Genomic DNA, 17,185 nt, shown 5'->3' with positions numbered 1-17,185 from the left:
AGGTTTCCCCATGACCAAGCCCCTCAACAAGCGAAAGCACGCCAAGGCCGCCACCCGCCAGAAGGTGATCGACGGCGCCAAGGCGCTTTGGGCCGAACCCGGCTCCTACAAGGAAAAAGGCGGCGCCGGGATTCGCGAGATCGCCGCCCATATCAAGATGTCGACCGGGGCCGTCTTCGCCAATTTCGAGACGAAGGATGATCTGTGGCGCGCCGCCTTTGAATGCGAGCCGCCAATCGACAGCGTCTTGACCCGTGCTGCGCCCGAGCTGTTCCAGACGTTGCAGGATCTGGTCGACATCCGGCCCGAAGTCTCCAAGGGCGACGACGCCTACGCAGCGCAGACCTGGCGCATCGCCGAAGCCCTGCTCGAGCGCGTGAAAGACCAACTATTGGAGGAACAGCGCAAGGCCGAAGCCAAGGTCTCCCAGCCGCCCGCCGCCACACCTGCAGCCGTCGAGCTCGCCGCCGCATGACGGGCCTGAACCCCACCCCCGGCCACCATGAACGCCTGATCGTATGGGCGACCTGGTTCCGCGACGCTGGCTATCCTGCTCGCAAGATCGCCGCGCTGTTCAACGTCGAGCTGGGGCTCCTGATAGAGGCGGGGCTGGAGCCGTGAGCGGACGTGTTGCCCCATGCGCCGAAGAGAGAGTTCGCGACTTTCTGCTCGCCTTGCGTCTCCTCGGCCCCTGCACGTTCAATGGCCGGATAATCAATGCATCGGACCTGGAGTCGGTCCTCGGCGACCGTTCGGACGGCAAGCCGGGCAGGACGGTGGCCGAGGACGTGCTTGAGCGGGTAAAGGGCCGCGCGGAATCGCTGGAGCGCATCGGTGCAACTCAAGACGCCAGCGATCTCCGAGCAATTCTGTCTGCGCTCGAGGACGATCCGGCGGATGCGGAGGCGTCGGAAAGGCACATGATCGTGATGACGGATGCAATGTTCGCCAGCGCGAAACGGATGCGCGAAATGCTGGATGACCTCGGCGTCCTCAACACCCGTTACCTGAGCGACGGCCAACTCGCGATCGCCTTTGATCGCCTGTGCGCCGCTGGTGAGGCGCGCCCATGAAGCGGATCTCTGAGACCTCGCACAAGGTGCGCGCCGGTTGCCGAACCTGCCACGGCGACCAGCCGCACTGGCTCGGCCGGAACGCCCTGGCCATGGCCGCCCAGCACCACGACCGGACCGGTCATCAGACCTGGTGCGAGCAGGAGCTCCGCACGGTCTACGGCGCGGCCGGGCCAACCCATCCGGATCTGTTCCAGGAGTCGACGTCGTGATCATCGACCTGCGTCGCGCCATCATGAATCGCGCCTGCGCCGCCCTGAGCGACCCGCGCGCGGCCGCGATCGGCCAGGCCTTCTACCTGCAGCCGGGCGCCGCCTGGATCCTGGCGCGCATGGAAGAGGAACCGGCCGCCCTCACCCGCTCGGCCATCCAGCGCCGCCCGCGCAGCAGGTTCGCCATCCTGCGCCACGTCCAGGCGACCGGCCCGCTGATCGAGGAGATCGCCCAGGCCCTCGGCCGCGACGCCATCCTGACCGAGCCGGACGGCTACCGCCTCACCCCGCTCGGCCGTATCCGCATCCGTAAAGCCCTCAAGGAGCCAGTGCTGTGACCGCCGCCCTGTTCCCGCCCGGCCACCCCCGCCATATACCTGAAGCTTGGCCCGCGCTGCTCAGCCGCGACCAGCTGCGCGCCTATGTCGGCGGCATGAGCGACGAGACCTTGTCGAAGGTCTGCCCCGTCGCGCCGGTCGAATTGGGCGCCAACCTGCTTCGCTATCCCCGGGACCAGGTCGACCGCTGGGTGGCTGGCCTGCAGCCTCGTCCTGGCGGATTGCGAAGAACGCCGGTCGAGGCGAAGATCGAGCAGGCCGAGCCCGAAGAACCGATCGGTGCCGGTGATCATGCAGCCCGCGCATTGGAGCGCATCAGGGCGCGCGCCAAAGGGAGCCGCCGTTGTCGGACGACGGACTGATCAAGGTCAAATACGTCCAGCGCCAGAAGGCGGCGGACGGAAGCGACCTGCTGTATTTCCGCAAGGGCGGCTACCGTGAAGGGCCGCTGAAGGCGGCGTTCGGAACGCAGGCTCTGCAGGACGAAGTGAAGTTGATCCTGGACAGGATCGCCAAGGTCGAGCTGGCCAACTCGACCCCCCGGCCCGGCACGGTCGGCGGCATGCTCAAGGCCTACAGGAAATCCAGCGAGTTCCTCACCCTCGCCCAGATCACCCGATCGGGCTACGACGACTACATCGAGGAGCAGATCGCGGACATCGGCGACGTCCTCCTGGGCGAGGTCACGCGTTCCTGGATTATCGGCCTACGCGACGCCTGGGCGCTGCGCGGCCACAACGCCGCGAACAAGCGCATGCAGGTGCTGAAGAACGCGCTGGCGCCCGCCATCCTGGACGAAAAAGACACCCGCATCGATGGCGACCCCTTCCACAAGGTGGCCAAGGTCAAGCGACCGCATGCAGCGGGAGAGGCGAATCCCGCCTGGCAGGATTACGAAGTCACGGCGGCGATCGAGGACGCGATCGCGCGGGACACGCCCGGCCTGGCCCGCGCGATCGCCCTCGGCCGTTACGGCGGCTTCCGGCGCGGCACCATCTGCAACTTGCCGCTTCACGCCCGCACGAAAGGTTATGACAAACATGGCGACCCCGAGCGTCGCCTCTATTGGCTGACCGAGAAAAGGATCGTCCTGGCCGATAAGCGGGAAGACGCGCGCCTGATAGACGTCATCGCCCGTACCCCCAACCGCGCCTTCACGGTGGCGTACAACGCCAACGGGATGAAGTGGAAAGAGCGCCAGCTGAACCAGGCTATCGAGCGCCTCATGGACCGTCTCGCTCGCGCCGGGAAAGTGCGCGCCGCCACTGATGAGGACGGCAAAGTCTACTGCCCTCTCACCATCCACGGCCTACGCCATGCGCGCGGCGTGGAGCTCGCCCTGGCGGGCGCCTCGGACAGCGAGATCATGTCTCAGCTGGAGCAGACCTCAGAGGCCGCCGCGAAGATCTATCGCCGCCAGGCCAACCGCCGGAAGCTGGCCGACGCCGCCCAGGACAAGATCGACAACGTCATCGAGATCCAGAGACGCGGCAAGGCCAAGAACGCGGGGTGAACGCGAAGTGTATATGGCGCTGTATATGGACTGTATATGCCCTCGCCGGTTTCAGCGGGACCACCCGCTAACCCTTTGAAAAGCGAGTGGTACGCCCCCTCGGGCTCGAACCGAGGACCCTCTGATTAAAAGTCAGATGCTCTAACCAACTGAGCTAGGGGCGCACATCGCATTTGCGAAGAGGCGCGGAACATACGGATGAGCTTCGCGACGGGCAAGTGGAAATTTCAGGAAATTTTTCACTGCACAAACAAGGGTCTGACGACCGCATCCATCGCGAAATCAAGGCGCTTCGCAGCGCGCGATTCATTCCAGGTTCACCTGAGTCCTTTAAAGGCGCGAACAGAGGAACCGGCTCCGCCCCTCCACGTTTCCAGCCCCTAGAGGGGGATCAAGAATGAATCGATCCATGTTGAATCGTCTGATGATCGGCGCGGCGCTGGCCGCCACCGGCTTGCTGGCCGCTTGTGAACAACCTTACAGCGAACCGCCCCCCGTCGAAGCGCCGGCGCCTGTCGAGGCCCCCGCCGCAGAAGACGCCGCTGCGCCCGCGGTCGCCGAGGCTCCCGCCGCGTCCGAAGCGGCTACGCCTGTGGAGACCCTTCCGCCGGACCAGCGTTCGTCTGAAGAGACAGTTCAACCCGAAAGCGATACGCTGTTTTACTGATTCCTCCGGCGAACAGGGCTAAGCGCCCTTTGATCGTCTCGTAACCAGGGTTCGGATTTGACGTCGAGGCTCCCCCTCCTTCTTGCCGGCGCAGCTGTATGCGCGCTCGCAAGCCAAGCCGTCGCCGAACCTCGCGCCCAGATTCGCGGTGAAATAGACGGCGACCTCAAACGCCAGCTGGAACAGGCGATCGGCGATGTCGACGGCGCGCCGTCCAGCCGGTTCGAGGCCCGTCGTCGCGCCCGTGCGGCCGTGACCTCGGCTCAAGCCTTGTTGCGTTCGGAAGGCTATTATCAAGCCACGGTCGAGGATCAGGTCGAGGGCGACGACAAGCCCGTCGCGATAGTCCAGATTGCGCCGGGTCGCCGCTTCGTCCTGGGCGAAACCACGATCAACTGGACCGCTCCCGCGCCGGACCCAGAGACCAGCGCTGCGGTCATCGAGGACATCCGCCTCAAGTCAGGCGAACCGGGCCGGGCCGCTGAGATCCTGGAAGCCGAAGGCCGCGTCGTCGCCGGCCTGACCCGACGCGGCTATGCGGACGCCGCCGCCCTGCCCCGGCGCGTGGTCGTGGATCACGCCACCTTCCTGGTTCAACCGGGCTTCAACATCAACTCGGGCGAGCTCGTGCGGCTGAACGGCATTCAGCTACGGACCCGGGGGCCGACCAAGGAAAGCTGGCTTCAGAGCCTGGTCCCCTGGGAGGAAGGCGACCGCTATGATCCCGAGGACGTGGCCGAACTGGAACGACGCCTGCTGGACACCGGCGTCTATGACGGCGTGGGCGTGGCCCTATCGCCGCTCGACGACATTCGACCGGACGGCTTGCGCCCGGTCGTCGTCACCCTGGCCGATCGGCCGGTCAGCCTGCTGGAAGCCGGCGCCAGCTATTCGACTTATGAAGGCGTCGGCGCCGACGTTTTCCGGACCCGCTACAATCGCTTCGGCCGGGCCGACACCCTGCGCTACGGCGCACGTATCGCCAGCATCGACAGCCGCATCGGCGGCGAGTGGTCGCAACCGCACTGGCGCAGGGCGGGACGAACGCTGAAACTGTCGTCCTATATCGTCAACGAACAGACCGACGCCTACGACCGCAGCGCCATCACCCTGGCTGCGGACCTGTCGCAACGCCTCGGCAAGACGTCGTGGTTCAGCTACGGCGTGGGCGTCGATGCGGGCCGCTATACGGAGTATCGCTTCGATCCGGTGACCCAGGCGCCGATCACCTTCGACCGCGACCTGGCGATCGTCACCCTGCGCGGCGGCGCCTTCATGGATCGCTCGAACGATCCGCTGAACCCGACCTCGGGCTATCGCCTGTCGCTGTCGACCCAGCCCACGGCTGTGACCGGCGAGGATACCGTGCTGTTCCTGCGCACCGAAGGTCAGGCGAGCGCCTATCTGCCGATCCAGGATGACGCCAAGACCGTGCTGGCCGGCCGCGTCCGCATCGGATCCATCATCGGCGGCCAGGAACTGACCGTGCCGTCGGACCGACTGTTCTATTCCGGCGGCGGCGGCTCTGTGCGCGGCTATTCCTATCAGAGCATCAACCCTCGCCTGCCCAACAACCGACCGCGCGGCGGCCTGTCGCTGTTCGAGACCTCGATCGAGGTGCGGCGCGACATCGGCGAGAAATTCCAGGCCGTGGCCTTCGTCGACGGCGGCGCCGTCGGCTTTCAGGAAACGCCGAACCTGACCAATATGCGCTACGGCGCGGGCGTCGGCGTACGTTACAAGCTGCCCTTCGGTCCTGTTCGCGCCGACATCGCCTTCCCGCTGAACAAGCGTGAGGGCGACTCCGGATTCCAGCTCTATCTCAGCATCGGCCAGGCGTTTTGACCGACACACCTCCGCCTCACGAAACGGGCGCAGACGTCGCCGATACGCCGGCCGAGAAGGCCAAGCGCAAGCGCACGCGTCTGCAACTGGCGGCCTTCGTCGCGGGCGTGACCTTCGCCGGTCTGCTGGCCCTGATCGTCGTCGCTCTGGTGGGCGGGCGGATGTATCTGGTGTCCGACGCGGGGCGCGAACTGATCACCAGCTTCGTCGCGGGTAAGAAGATCAGCCGCTACGGCCGGATCAACGTCGAGGGGCTGCAAGGCGATCTGTTCGACGACTTCCGTCTGAAGCGCGTCACCGTGACCGACGAAAAGGGCGTCTGGCTGGAAGCGACCGACATCCGCGTCGACTGGTCCTACTGGCCCCTGCTGGCGCGGCGATTCCATGCGACGGAAATCAGCGCGGGCCAGATTCGTCTGTTGCGCCGTCCCGAGCTTGAGCCGCCGAGCGAGCCGGGCGGGCCGCAGGCCATCTCCATCGACATCGACCGCTTCAGCGCCAATGTCGAACTGCTGGAAGGCTTCTCCAAGGAGTACGGCCGCTGGACCCTAAGCGGCGACGCCGCCATTCCGCGCAAGGGCGTCAAGACCGCCAACGTCAACGCCTACAGCCTGAACCGCAAGGGCGACTATCTGCGCCTGGCCGCCGCCTTCGGCGACAAGCCCGAAGATCTGCGCGTCAATCTGCGCGCCAATGAAGCCCAGGGCGGCCCGATCGCAGGGTCGCTGGGCTATTCGCCCGATCAGCCTTTCTCGGCCGTAGCCGTGGTCAACGGCGAGGTCATCGACGTGGCCGTCCAGACCGGCCAGTTCCGCCCCCTGTTGGTCAAGGGAATCTATGGCGACAACGGCGCCAAGGTGTCGGGTTACGCCGACTTCTCCGGCTCCGACCTGCTGGAGCCCTTCGTCGAGCGCATTGGCCGCACCGCCCGCTTCGGCTTCGCCATGACGCCGGACGCCAAGCGCGAAGGCTATCAGGGCGTGGCCTGGCGCCTGTACGCCGACAACATCGAATCCAGCGCTCGCGGCCTGATTCGCACCACGGACAACACTTCGCCCGACGGCATCAGCCTGGAGGTGAACACGCCGTCGCTCAGCCGCCTGGTCGGCAGTCCGATCGCCGGTCCCGCCGCCTATACGGGCGTGTTCAGGGGCGACGCCCAGGTGTGGAGTCTGCAAGGCTCGGCCAGCCTGCTGAACGCCGACATCGCCTCCTATCGCGCCACGCGCATCTCGGGCCCCGTCAACATCGCCGCCAACAAGGGGCGCATCGACGTCACGACCGACGTGCGCGCCGTCGGCGGCTCCTCGGCGGGCATCATCGGCGGCCTGCTGGGCTCTGCGCCGCGCATCCAGATGGAAGGCGCGCGCATGGCCGACGGCGCCATGCTGCTGAAGAAGATCGACGCGCGCGGCCAGGGGCTGACCCTGACCGGCTCAGGCGGGCGCAGCCTGAACGGCGGCCTGAACTTCAGCGGCCGCGCCGACCTGACCGATCTGTCGCGCATACAACCCGGCGCGCGCGGCGCGTTCGGCGGCCCGATCCGGGCGGCCTCGGCCAAGACGGGCGCGCCCTGGACATTGAGCTTCGACGGACGCGGCTCGCGCATGGCCGTCGGCATGGAAGAGCTGGACCGTCTGCTCGGCGCCGCGCCGCGCCTGCAACTGGCCGGTTCTCTGAACAACGGCGTCGTCTCCATCGATCGCGGAGAGCTGACCGGCGCCGCCGGGCGCGCGGGCGCCAAGGGTCTGATCGAGGGCGCCAAGCTGCGGCTGGCGCTGGACTGGAACGCTCATGGCCCCTTCGGCGTCGGCCCGGTCGCCATCGACGGCGCCATGTCGGGCGACGGCGCCCTGACCGGCACCCTGGCCCAGCCGCGCGCCGATCTGCGCGCCGCCTTCGACAAGGTGGCCGCGGGCGGCCTGATCCTGACCAACGCCGATCTCATCCTCAGCTTCCGCAAGGGCGCCGACGCTTCGGACGGGCGCGTGGTGCTGAACTCAGGCTCCAACTACGGACCGGCCCATGCTTCGGGCAACTTCTTCCTGGGCGGACCGCGCCTGCGTCTGTCGGATGTCGATGTGAACGCGGGCGGCGTGGCGGCCCAGGGCGACGTCGCCCTGTCGAACAACTTCCCCTCCAGCGCCGACCTGACCTTCACGGCACGCCAGGGGGCCTTCCTGGCCTCGGGCGAGGCCAACGGCCGCGTACGCCTGACCGAAGGCGCGGGCGACCAGACGGCCGTACTCGACGTCACCGGGCGCAATGTGCGCCTGACCGGCCAGGACTGGACCCTGCGCACCCTGTCGCTCAAGGGCCAGGGCACGCTGGATCGCCTGCCCTTCACCCTGGCCGCTGACATCGGCGGCGCCAATCCGGTGCAGTTCAACGGCTCGGGCGAATACGCCCGCCAGGGCCAGGCCCAGAGCCTGACCTTGCGCGGCGGCGGCCGCGTGCGCGATATCGCCTTCACCACCCGCGCGCCCGCCGTTTTCGCCCTCAACGGCGACGGCCGCGTCGCCCGCCTGGACCTGGGCGTGGGCGGCGGCGTCCTGACCGGCGAGTTGAAGCAGGACAGCAAAGGCAGCGTCGTCCAGGCCGACATGGGCAACGTGGAAATGGGCTCGCTGATCCCCGATCTGCGCGGTCAGGTGACGGGTCGCGTTTCGATGCAGGGGCAAGGCGACACGCTGCGCGGCTCCGCCAATGTCGACCTGAAGCAACTGCGCAGCCTGGACGCGCCGCGCGGCCTGGCCGTCGACGGCACGCTGAACGCCGACCTGACGGGCGACGCCCTGCGCCTGCGCGCCGAAGCCCACAACGGTACGACCGTTCAGGCCACAGCCGATGTCACCCTGCCGGTCGAAACCTCGGCCGCGCCCCTGCGCCTGGCTATCGCCCGGACCGAGAACCTGTCGGGTCAGGTCGTCATCCGCGGTCAGATCCAGCCCATCTGGGATCTGTTCCTGGGCGGCGCTCAATCCCTATCGGCCCAGGTGAACGCTCAGGCGACCCTGGCCGGCACCCTGAACGCGCCGCGCCTGAACGGTCGGCTGGACCTGAGCGAAGGCTCGTTCCGTGATGGAGCCTCGGGCCTGCGCCTGCAGAACATGACCCTGGCCAGTCGTTTCAACGACAGCCAGGCGGTGATCGAACGATTCCAGGCCACCGACGGCCTGAAGGGCGAAGTGTCCGGCAGCGGCGACCTGGGCCTGCGTCAGGGTTCGCCCTCTACCCTGCGCCTGGAGCTGGCGCGCTTCCAGATCATTGACAACGACATCGCCAAGGCGCGGGCCAACGGCCGACTGACGGCCGTGCGCGGCCCTGACGGCAACATCCGCCTGACCGGCAATGTGAATATCGACGACGCCGAGATTTCGCCCGACCTGCCCGGTTCGACCGGCATCGTCAAAATGGACGTGGTCGAGATCAACCGCCCCGGCGGCGACGCCGTCGAGACCGAAAAGAAGGCCGCCGCCGGCCCGCAGATCGGCCTGGACCTGACCCTGACGGGACGCGAGATCTACCTGCGCGGACGTGGCCTGAACGTCGAATTGCGCGCCGACGCCCGTGTGCGCGGCACCATCACCCAGCCCGAACTGAGCGGCACGGCCAATGTGGTGCGCGGCGACTATGAGTTCGCGGGCAAGCGCTTCGTCTTCAACGATCGCGGCTCGGTCATCCTGTCCACCGACCCGGCGCGCATCCGCCTGAACCTGGAAGCCGTGCGCGAAGACCCCGCCCTGACTGCCGTGATCAAGGTGACGGGCACCGCCGTCTCGCCCAAGATCGAGCTGACCTCCACGCCTGACCTGCCTCAGGACGAAATCCTGTCGCAGGTGCTGTTCGGACGTTCCGCGGCCCAGTTGTCGCCGTTCGAAGCGGCGCAACTGGCCTCCGCCGTGGCGTCCCTGGCGGGCGGCGGCGGCTTCGACGTCATCGGCAACCTGCGCGAACTGGCCGGCCTGGACCGCCTGTCCTTCAGCGGCGAGGCCTCCAGCCTGACCGTCGCGGGCGGGCGCTACATCACCGACGACATCTATCTGGAGGTCATCGGCGGGGCCGAGCGGGGCGCAGCCGTCAATGTGGAGTGGCAGGTGCGACGCAACCTGGCCATCACCTCCAAGTTCGGCGGCGAAGGCGACACCGCCCTGTCGGTCCGCTGGCGCCGCGAAGGCCCCCGCCCCGGCGGCGACCGTCGCGACCGCCGTCCCAACGCCGCCGCCCGACGCTAACCCGAGCGAGGCCGGCTAGAAGCCAGCCTCGTCCTGTCGTCCATTTTGTTCTTGATTTGTTCTTATTCGTTCCGCATCCTGCGGACATGAGTAAGGCGATCAACGGACGCGGCGCACGCTCCAACGCCTCGGGTCGGTATGAAGCCGATCGGCGCGAGGCCTACGACGACGGCTGGACGGATCAGGACGAGGCGGCGGCTCCGCTTCGCACCACCCTGTCCCCGGAACACGCGCGCACCATCATCGCCAAGAATACGAGTCCCGACGTCGGCTTCGATCGCTCCATCAACCCCTACAAGGGCTGCGAACATGGCTGCATCTACTGCTACGCCCGTCCGTCCCATGCCTGGATGGGCCTATCCCCGGGCCTGGATTTCGAGAGCCGGATCTTCTTCAAGCCGGACGCCGCGCGTCTGCTGGAACAGGAACTCTCAAAGCCCCGATACGTCTGCCGGCGCATCCACATAGGCGGCAACACCGACCCCTATCAGCCGGTCGAGCGCGAAACGAATTCGACTCGTTCGATCCTGGAGGTCATGCAGCGCTTCAACCACCCGTTCAGCATTATCACCAAGTCGGTGCTGATCGCGCGCGACGCCGACATCCTGGGCGACATGGGGCGGCGCGGTCTGGCCTCGGCCTTCGTCTCCATCACCACGCTGGACCGTAAGCTGGCGCGGGCGATGGAGCCTCGCGCCTCCACGCCCGCCAAGCGGCTGGAGGCGATCAGCCGCCTGGCTGACGCAGGATGCCCGGTCGGCGTCGGCTTCGCCCCCGTCATTCCCGGCCTCAACGACCATGAACTGGAAGCCGTGCTGGAAGCGGCGCAGAAGGCGGGCGCGACCTCGGCCATGTATGTGACCCTGCGCCTGCCGATGGAGATCAAGGATCTGTTCCGAGAATGGCTGGCCGACGCCCGTCCCGACCACGCCGCGCGCGTCATGTCCCTGATTCGCCAGACGCGCGGCGGCAAGGATTACGACCCCGACTGGTCCCAGCGCATGAAGGGAACCGGCCCGGTCGCCGAACTGATCGCCACGCGCTTCAAGGCGGCGGCCAGGCGTTACGGTCTGGACGCGCCGCGTCAGGTGCTGGACCTCACCCAGTTTCGCGTACCCGCCGACGCCCGGTCGCAGTTGGAACTGTTCGACATTCCCGCCTGACGCCGCCTTAGGATGACCTTTCAGCAGGCAAGGTGAGGATCATCTCCATGCACGGAACCCGGATGATCATCGTCGCAGCCGCGGCCATCAGCGTCGGCGGCTGTTCCGTCAACGTGCCGGAGAACGCCTTCCTCTACCCCGATACGCGTATCGCAGCCGAGAGGATCGAGCTCCCCCCCGGCCCCGCCATCGTGCTGGAGGCCGGGCGCGACACGGTGCTGCCTCCCATCCTGAGCCGCCGTCTGACCCAGGCGCTGACAGCAAAGGGACGATCTATCGACCACCTGGTCTTCGCCGAAGCCGGCCATAACGACGTTCACAGCCAAACCGACTTCACGTCCCGAATGGCCGAAGCTCTCGCCCGTCCGTGATCGGTTCGACCTGATCTTGCCTAGCGCCGGAAAACGCCGACCAGTTCGATGTGCGTCGACCAGATGAACTGATCGATTGGCGTGACCTTCTCCAGTCGGAAACCGGCGTCGACCAGCACCCGCGCGTCACGGGCGAAGGTCTGGGGATTGCAGGACACCCCGACGACAACCGACGCCTTCGTCCCCGGCAGTTGCTGCGTCTGTTCCAGCGCGCCCGCGCGCGGCGGGTCGAGCACAATGGCGTCGCAGCCCTTCAAGTCATAGGGCGACAGCGGACGGCGGAACAAATCTCGCGCCTGGGCTTCGATCCCCTTCAGACCCTGCGCCGTGCTCACGCCCGCCTTCAGGGCGGCGATGGAGGCTGCGGCGGAATCGGCGGCTGTAACGCTGGCGATCTCGGCCAGAGGGAAGGTGAACGTCCCCGCCCCGCAGAACAGGTCCACCACCTTCTTGCCCCCCCTCACCGCCTCGACCGCGCGTTCGACCATGGCGGCCTCAGCGGCGGGCGACGCCTGCAGGAAACCGCCCGCCGGCAAGGGCACGGACGCGCGCCCGAACCGCACGCGCGGCTGACGCGCCATGACTAGCGTGTCGCCATCCAGGCTGAGACGCGCCAGATCGGCCTCGGCGGCCGCCGAAATGGCCAGCGCCAACTGGTCGCCATTCAGGCCGCCCGAACGCTTCTCGACCCCGGTCACATCGACGTCCAGACCGGTGTCGGTCAGGGTGACGTGCAGGGTCGGCGCCGATTTCGGATGCCCCAGGAAGGGCGCCGCCACCTTGGCCAGGGCGGGCAGAGCCGCCGTCAGGTGCGGGTCCGACAGCGGGCAGTCCGTCAGTTCTACCACCCGCCACGACTTGCGCGCCTTGAAACCCAGCACGACGCGGCCGTTCGCGCCCTGCCGCGCGTGCAGCGCCAGGCGGCGACGACTGGCCAGAGGCGTCGCCACCGTCGCCTCGACCTCGGTCTCCAGCCCCTCGCGCGCCAGGGTCTGGATCACCACCTCGCGCTTCCAGGCCAGATAAGGCTCATCGGCCCAGTGCTGCAACGGCGCGACCCCGCATTCGGCATAGGTCCGCGAATGGATCGGACGGCGGTCGGGGCTCGCCTCGATCAGATCGAACTGCTCGACCCGTCCGTCCTTGACCTCAGCGGCGATCACCTCGCCCGGCAGGGCGCCCGGCACGAAGACCGGGCCGTTGGCGGTGTCGGCGATCCCGTCGCCCTGATGGCCCATGCGGGCGATGGTCAGCGTCTGCATCATGCGCGGCTTCTAGCGGTTTCCGCGCAAAAATCGAAACATGAACGAAGATGAACGACGAGATCAAAAGCCGTTCAGCTTCGCGACCCTATCAATGGCTGCAACAGACGGCGGCCTGATCCGTTCAGGTGCGGCATCCGTCGAAGGAACAGAAACGATGATCGCTCTCATCTCGAAAAAAGCCTCGGCCGCCGCCATCGCCGTCCTGGCCTGCGCCTCCGCTGTCGCCCTGCCCAGCGTCGCTTCGGCCCAGAGCTACGGCTACGACTATCCGCCCGCCTATGGCTACGGAAACGGCGGCTACAGCCAGGGCACCTACTACGATCCCTGCGCGCGTGATCAACGCCAACGCGCCACGACCGGCGGCCTGCTGGGCGCGGCCATCGGCGCCGTCGCAGGCTCTCAACTGGCGGCGCGCGGCCGCCGCACCGAAGGCAGCGCCCTGGGCGGCGTTCTGGGCGCCGCGATCGGCGCGGGCGTGGGCAACAGCTCGGCCGCCTGCGACAGCCGTACTCGCCGCGACGCCAGCTATAGCGGTTATCAGGGAACCTATGTCCCGCCTGCCTATGGATATGACAACCGTGGCTATGACAATCGGGCCTACGACAATCGCGGCTATGACTACGACCGTCGCTATGACGATCGCCGCGACGGCTACGACTATTATCGGGATTACCCCGACACCTCGGTTTCCGCCTCGCGCGACGCCGACCAGTGCCGCCTGGCCGAAAGCAATATCCGTCTTCCCGACGGTCGCACGGAGACGCGCTACGTCCGCTCCTGCCGCGACCAATCGGGCCGCTATCGCGTCGTCGATTAAGTTTCAGCCCCCCTGTCAATCGACGATGTGAAGAGGGCCGCCGGACATCCGGCGGCCCTCAAATCGTTTGGGGTCAGGCTTTCTGCGCCCAGAGCAGAAATTCGACGTTGCCGTCGCCGCCCGTGATCGGGCTGTCGGCGACCCCGCGAACGGTCCAGCCGCTTGCCTCCAGCCAATCGCGTACCTTGGCCACGGCGGCGGCGTGCGCCTCAGGATCCTTGACCACGCCCTTCTTGCCGACCGCCTTGGGGCCGTCCGCCTCGAACTGCGGCTTGACCAGGGTGATCAGGTCCGCCCCCGGCGTCGCCAGATCAAGGGCCGTCGGCAGCACCTTCGACAAGCTGATGAAGCTGACGTCGCAAACGATAAGGGACGGCGCCTCGGTGATGACGGCAGGCGTCAGATCGCGAGCATCGGTCTTCTCCAGGTTCGCCACGCACGGATCGGCCGCGACCTTCGGGTGAAGTTGCCCCGTGCCCACATCCACAGCGAACACCTGCGCCGCGCCGCGGTCCAGGCAGACCTCGGTGAAGCCGCCCGTCGAGGCGCCGACATCCAGCACGACGCGTCCATCGACCGCCACCGGCCACAGATCCAGCGCCCGTTCCAGCTTCAGGGCGCCGCGTCCCACCCAGCGAAAGGCGTCGACATAGGTGACGACAGCTTCTTCGCTGACAGCCTGAGACGCCGCCCTGGCGGGCGCGCCGTCCACGGTGACGCCGCCCGCCTCGATCGCCGCCTTGGCCTTGGCCCGGCTTTCGGCCAGGCCGCGCGCGACCAGGAGCTGATCCAGCCGGAGCCGGCTCAAACCATGGCGTCCAGACGAGCGAGAGCAGCCTGCAGCCTGGCCTTGCCCTCTTCGGCCTCGGCCAGCTTGGCGCGCTGTTCCTCGACCACCTCGGCGGCCGCGCGGGCGACGAAGTTGGGGTTGCCCAGCTTCTTGTTCACATGGCCGATGTCGCTGTCGAAGACGGCGATCTCCTTCTCCAGACGCGCGCGCTCCGCAGCCAGGTCGATGATTCCGGCCAGCGACAGGGCGACCGTCGCCCCGCCTGAGACGAAGGTCACAGCCCCGGCCGGCGCGGCTTCCGCCACGGCGACCTCGGACACGCGGCCCAGCGTCAGGATCAAATCGCGGTGACGCGCGATGCGCTCAGCCGTGGCTGCGTCCGGCGCAACGAAGGCCAGCGGCGGCTTGGCCGACGGCGGCACGTTCATCTCGGCCCGTAAGGCGCGGATTTCACCGATCAGATCGACCAGCCAGCCGATCTCGGCCTCAGCGCCGGCATCGACAAAGGCGTCCGGCAGCACCGGCCAGGTTTCGCCCATCAGCAGGCCGTCGCGGCCAGAATCACGGGCAGCGCCTTCCTTGCCAAGTTCGGCCCAAAGCTCCTCGGTGACGTAGGGCATGACCGGATGCAGCAGCTTCAGCGTCTGGTCGATGGTCCAGGCCGTCATGGCGCGGGTCTCGGCCTTGGCCGCTTCATCAGCGCCGTTGAACACCGGCTTGGCCAGTTCCAGATACCAGTCGCAGAAGACGTTCCAGATGAAGCGATACAGGGCGCCTGCCGCATCGTCGAAACGGCCGCCTTCGATGGCGTCCGACACCTGGCGTTCGGCCTTGGTCAGTTCGCCGCGGATCCAGCGGTTGATCGTCTGCTGCACGGCTGCGGGATCGAAGCCCTCGACGCGGCGCGCCTCGTTCATCTGGCTGAAGCGCGCGGCGTTCCACAGCTTGGTGCCGAAATTGCGATAGCCTTCAATGCGCTGCTTCGACAACTTGATGTCGCGCGTTCCAGACAGGATCGCCATGGTGAAGCGCAAGGGATCGGCGCCCAGTTCGTCGATGATGCCCAGGGGGTCGATGACGTTGCCCTTGGACTTCGACATCTTCTGGCCCTTCTCATCGCGGACCAGACCGTTGATGATGACCCGCTTGAACGGAACTTCGCCGTCCATGAAGTGGATGCCCATCATCATCATCCGGGCGACCCAGAAGAAGATGATGTCCGCCGCCGTGACCAGATCGCTGGTCGGATAGAAGCGCTCCAGATCCTCGGTCTTCTCCGGCCAGCCCATGGTCGAGAAGGGCCACAGGGCCGAGCTGAACCAGGTGTCCAGAACGTCCTCGTCCTGCGTCAGCACGACCTCGGAATCATAATCCGACATCGCCTGTTCGCGGGCGTCCTCTTCCGTCTCGGCGACGTAGATCTCGCCGTTCGGGCCGTACCAGGCCGGGATGCGATGGCCCCACCACAGCTGGCGCGAAATGCACCAGGGTTCGATGTTGCGCAGCCATTCGAAATAGATCTTCTCGTAGGACTTCGGCTCGAAGACGGTGGCGCCGTCCTCGACCGCCTTCAGGGCGGGCTGGGCCATGACCTTGGCGTCGACGTACCACTGATCCGTCATCCACGGCTCGATGACGACGCCAGAGCGGTCGCCGTGCGGGACCATGTGCTTGGTCTTCTCGATCTCGCGCAGCCAGCCCTCTTCCTCGGCGCGGGCGACGATGGCCTTGCGCGCGGCGAAGCGGTCCATGCCCTCGTATTCAGCGGGCACGTCGGGCGTGTCGGCGGCGGTGATGCGGCCGAAAGCGTCCATGACGTTCAGCGCTTCAAGTCCTGCACGCTTTCCAACACCGAAGTCGTTGAAATCATGAGCAGGCGTGATCTTGACCGCGCCCGACCCTTTGGTCGGATCAGCATAGTCGTCAGCCACGATCGGCACGCGGCGGCCGGTGATAGGCAGGGTCACGAACTTGCCGACCAGACCCGTATAGCGTTCGTCTTCCGGGTGAACGGCCACGCCGGTGTCGCCCAGCATGGTTTCGGGCCGGGTCGTGGCGACGACGATGAAGTCGCGCGCCTCGAACTCGGTCGCCTTGCCGGCATCATCAAAGGCGATCGGATGCTGATAGGTCACGCCGTCGGCCAGCGGATAGGCGAAGTGCCAATAGGCGCCGTCGACCTCCTTCTGCTCGACCTCAAGGTCGCTGATGGCGGTCTGGAAATGCGGATCCCAGTTCACCAGCCGCTTGTCGCGATAGATCAGGCCGTCCTTGTGCAGTTGCACGAAGACCTTGCGGACGGCGGCGTTCAGCCCCTCGTCCAGGGTGAAGCGTTCGCGCGACCAGTCGCAGGACGAGCCCAGACGGCGCAACTGGCGCACGATGGTCCCGCCGGATTCGGCCTTCCACTCCCACACCTTCTCGATGAAGGCGTCACGGCCCATGTCGCGGCGACCGATGTTGCCCTCAGCGGCCAGCTTGCGCTCGACCACCATCTGGGTGGCGATGCCCGCGTGGTCAGTGCCCGGCAGCCACAGAACAGCCTTGCCCTTCATGCGGTGATAGCGGGCCAGGATGTCCTGAAGCGTGTTGTTCAGGGCGTGGCCGATGTGCAGGCTGCCCGTTACGTTCGGCGGCGGAATGACGATCGAATAGGCGTCGGCGGCGCCGTCAGTCGGCTTGGCCGCGCGCGGGGCGAACAGGCCGCTGTCCTCCCACTGGGCGTAGATGCGCGGCTCGGCGGCCTTGGGTTCGAACGTCTTCTCAAGCATGGTCATCTCGTTTCCCCGAGGCGTCGCGCGAAAGCGCCGCCGATCGGGGCTTCGGTAAAGCAAAGGGCGGTCCCGCCGGAACCGCCCTTAGACGACTTAATGATCGCCGCGTCCCACGGCTAGGC

The 17,185-nt window shown here is 67.0% G+C and carries 16 protein-coding genes and 1 tRNA gene; 13 read left to right on the top strand and 4 right to left on the bottom strand.

What is annotated here, in order from left to right:
• Positions 1-10 precede the first annotated feature (10 nt).
• From B3D50_RS07605 to B3D50_RS07575, 7 genes are read left to right on the top strand one after another with little or no spacing between them, the layout of a single operon-like run.
• Positions 11-475, top strand: a complete 465-nt coding sequence (locus B3D50_RS07605; RefSeq protein WP_286950537.1) for a TetR/AcrR family transcriptional regulator — start codon at positions 11-13, stop codon at positions 473-475.
• Positions 472-621 (top strand): hypothetical protein, encoded by a 150-nt coding sequence (locus B3D50_RS07600; RefSeq protein WP_286950535.1) that lies wholly within the window; start codon positions 472-474, stop codon positions 619-621. Before B3D50_RS07605 ends, B3D50_RS07600 begins: the two co-directional genes overlap by 4 nt.
• The gene (locus tag B3D50_RS07595) at positions 618-1,073 is read left to right on the top strand and encodes a hypothetical protein (protein ID WP_286950533.1); all 456 of its coding nucleotides are present in this window, start codon (positions 618-620) and stop codon (positions 1,071-1,073) included. Before B3D50_RS07600 ends, B3D50_RS07595 begins: the two co-directional genes overlap by 4 nt.
• A complete protein-coding gene (locus B3D50_RS07590; protein WP_286950531.1) occupies positions 1,070-1,285 on the top strand; it encodes a hypothetical protein in 216 nt (71 codons plus the stop codon). Before B3D50_RS07595 ends, B3D50_RS07590 begins: the two co-directional genes overlap by 4 nt.
• Entirely contained in the window at positions 1,282-1,623 is a 342-nt protein-coding gene (locus B3D50_RS07585; RefSeq protein WP_286950529.1) for a hypothetical protein, read from the top strand. The genes B3D50_RS07590 and B3D50_RS07585 overlap by 4 nt, the downstream gene beginning before the upstream one ends.
• Positions 1,620-1,985: a hypothetical protein gene (locus B3D50_RS07580; RefSeq protein ID WP_286950528.1), complete on the top strand. Its 366-nt coding sequence runs from the start codon at positions 1,620-1,622 to the stop codon at positions 1,983-1,985. The genes B3D50_RS07585 and B3D50_RS07580 overlap by 4 nt, the downstream gene beginning before the upstream one ends.
• Complete coding sequence (locus B3D50_RS07575; protein ID WP_286950527.1) at positions 1,967-3,136, top strand: site-specific integrase; 1,170 nt, start codon at positions 1,967-1,969, stop codon at positions 3,134-3,136. The genes B3D50_RS07580 and B3D50_RS07575 overlap by 19 nt, the downstream gene beginning before the upstream one ends.
• 87 nt (positions 3,137-3,223) lie before the next feature.
• Here B3D50_RS07575 and B3D50_RS07570 read toward each other — a convergent pair.
• Positions 3,224-3,300 (bottom strand) — tRNA-Lys (locus B3D50_RS07570).
• A gap of 245 nt (positions 3,301-3,545) precedes the next feature.
• Between B3D50_RS07570 and B3D50_RS07565 the strand changes: the two genes are divergently transcribed.
• The 5 genes from B3D50_RS07565 (at position 3,546) to B3D50_RS07545 (ending at position 11,417) form a co-directional block, all read left to right on the top strand.
• Positions 3,546-3,803: a hypothetical protein gene (locus B3D50_RS07565; protein WP_286950525.1), complete on the top strand. Its 258-nt coding sequence runs from the start codon at positions 3,546-3,548 to the stop codon at positions 3,801-3,803.
• Positions 3,804-3,860: 57 nt separating this feature from the next.
• Positions 3,861-5,648 (top strand): autotransporter assembly complex protein TamA, encoded by a 1,788-nt coding sequence (locus B3D50_RS07560; RefSeq protein ID WP_286950523.1) that lies wholly within the window; start codon positions 3,861-3,863, stop codon positions 5,646-5,648.
• Positions 5,645-9,883 carry a translocation/assembly module TamB domain-containing protein gene (locus B3D50_RS07555; RefSeq protein WP_286950522.1) on the top strand — a complete coding sequence of 1,413 codons (4,239 nt, stop codon included), beginning with the start codon at positions 5,645-5,647 and terminating at the stop codon, positions 9,881-9,883. Before B3D50_RS07560 ends, B3D50_RS07555 begins: the two co-directional genes overlap by 4 nt.
• A gap of 86 nt (positions 9,884-9,969) precedes the next feature.
• Positions 9,970-11,046, top strand: coding sequence for a PA0069 family radical SAM protein (locus B3D50_RS07550; protein WP_286950520.1), 1,077 nt, complete (start codon positions 9,970-9,972; stop codon positions 11,044-11,046).
• 62 nt (positions 11,047-11,108) lie between these two features.
• Positions 11,109-11,417: a hypothetical protein gene (locus B3D50_RS07545; RefSeq protein ID WP_286950518.1), complete on the top strand. Its 309-nt coding sequence runs from the start codon at positions 11,109-11,111 to the stop codon at positions 11,415-11,417.
• Positions 11,418-11,437: 20 nt separating this feature from the next.
• Here B3D50_RS07545 and B3D50_RS07540 read toward each other — a convergent pair whose 3' ends face one another.
• Positions 11,438-12,679, bottom strand: a complete 1,242-nt coding sequence (locus tag B3D50_RS07540; protein WP_286951128.1) for a class I SAM-dependent RNA methyltransferase — start codon at positions 12,677-12,679, stop codon at positions 11,438-11,440.
• Positions 12,680-12,836: 157 nt separating this feature from the next.
• On the opposite strand from B3D50_RS07540, the gene B3D50_RS07535 reads away from it, so the two are divergent.
• Positions 12,837-13,499 carry a glycine zipper 2TM domain-containing protein gene (locus B3D50_RS07535; protein ID WP_286950516.1) on the top strand — a complete coding sequence of 221 codons (663 nt, stop codon included), beginning with the start codon at positions 12,837-12,839 and terminating at the stop codon, positions 13,497-13,499.
• 73 nt (positions 13,500-13,572) lie between these two features.
• On the opposite strand, the gene B3D50_RS07530 is transcribed toward B3D50_RS07535, so the two are convergent.
• Positions 13,573-14,307, bottom strand: coding sequence for a TlyA family RNA methyltransferase (locus tag B3D50_RS07530; RefSeq protein WP_286950514.1), 735 nt, complete (start codon positions 14,305-14,307; stop codon positions 13,573-13,575).
• Positions 14,304-17,060 carry a valine--tRNA ligase gene (locus tag B3D50_RS07525; RefSeq protein WP_286950512.1) on the bottom strand — a complete coding sequence of 919 codons (2,757 nt, stop codon included), beginning with the start codon at positions 17,058-17,060 and terminating at the stop codon, positions 14,304-14,306. The genes B3D50_RS07530 and B3D50_RS07525 overlap by 4 nt, the downstream gene beginning before the upstream one ends.
• Positions 17,061-17,185 lie beyond the last annotated feature (125 nt).

Source organism: Brevundimonas sp. UBA7507 (assembly GCF_002478355.1).
GTDB classification, from domain to species: Bacteria; Pseudomonadota; Alphaproteobacteria; order Caulobacterales; family Caulobacteraceae; genus Brevundimonas; species Brevundimonas diminuta_D.
The sequence above is the reverse complement of the archived record's forward strand: the minus strand, read 5'-3'. Positions and strand labels throughout refer to the sequence as shown.

Bases quoted from the DNA above. Each gene is read 5' to 3' on its own strand.
- B3D50_RS07605 (WP_286950537.1), top strand. From the start codon at position 11: ATGACCAAGCCCCTCAACAAGCGAAAGCACGCCAAGGCCGCCACCCGC.
- B3D50_RS07600 (WP_286950535.1), top strand. From the start codon at position 472: ATGACGGGCCTGAACCCCACCCCCGGCCACCATGAACGCCTGATCGTA.
- B3D50_RS07590 (WP_286950531.1), top strand. From the start codon at position 1,070: ATGAAGCGGATCTCTGAGACCTCGCACAAGGTGCGCGCCGGTTGCCGA.
- B3D50_RS07565 (WP_286950525.1), top strand. From the start codon at position 3,546: ATGTTGAATCGTCTGATGATCGGCGCGGCGCTGGCCGCCACCGGCTTG.
- B3D50_RS07550 (WP_286950520.1), top strand. From the start codon at position 9,970: ATGAGTAAGGCGATCAACGGACGCGGCGCACGCTCCAACGCCTCGGGT.
- B3D50_RS07545 (WP_286950518.1), top strand. From the start codon at position 11,109: ATGATCATCGTCGCAGCCGCGGCCATCAGCGTCGGCGGCTGTTCCGTC.
- B3D50_RS07540 (WP_286951128.1), bottom strand. From the start codon at position 12,679: ATGCAGACGCTGACCATCGCCCGCATGGGCCATCAGGGCGACGGGATC.
- B3D50_RS07535 (WP_286950516.1), top strand. From the start codon at position 12,837: ATGATCGCTCTCATCTCGAAAAAAGCCTCGGCCGCCGCCATCGCCGTC.
- B3D50_RS07525 (WP_286950512.1), bottom strand. From the start codon at position 17,060: ATGCTTGAGAAGACGTTCGAACCCAAGGCCGCCGAGCCGCGCATCTAC.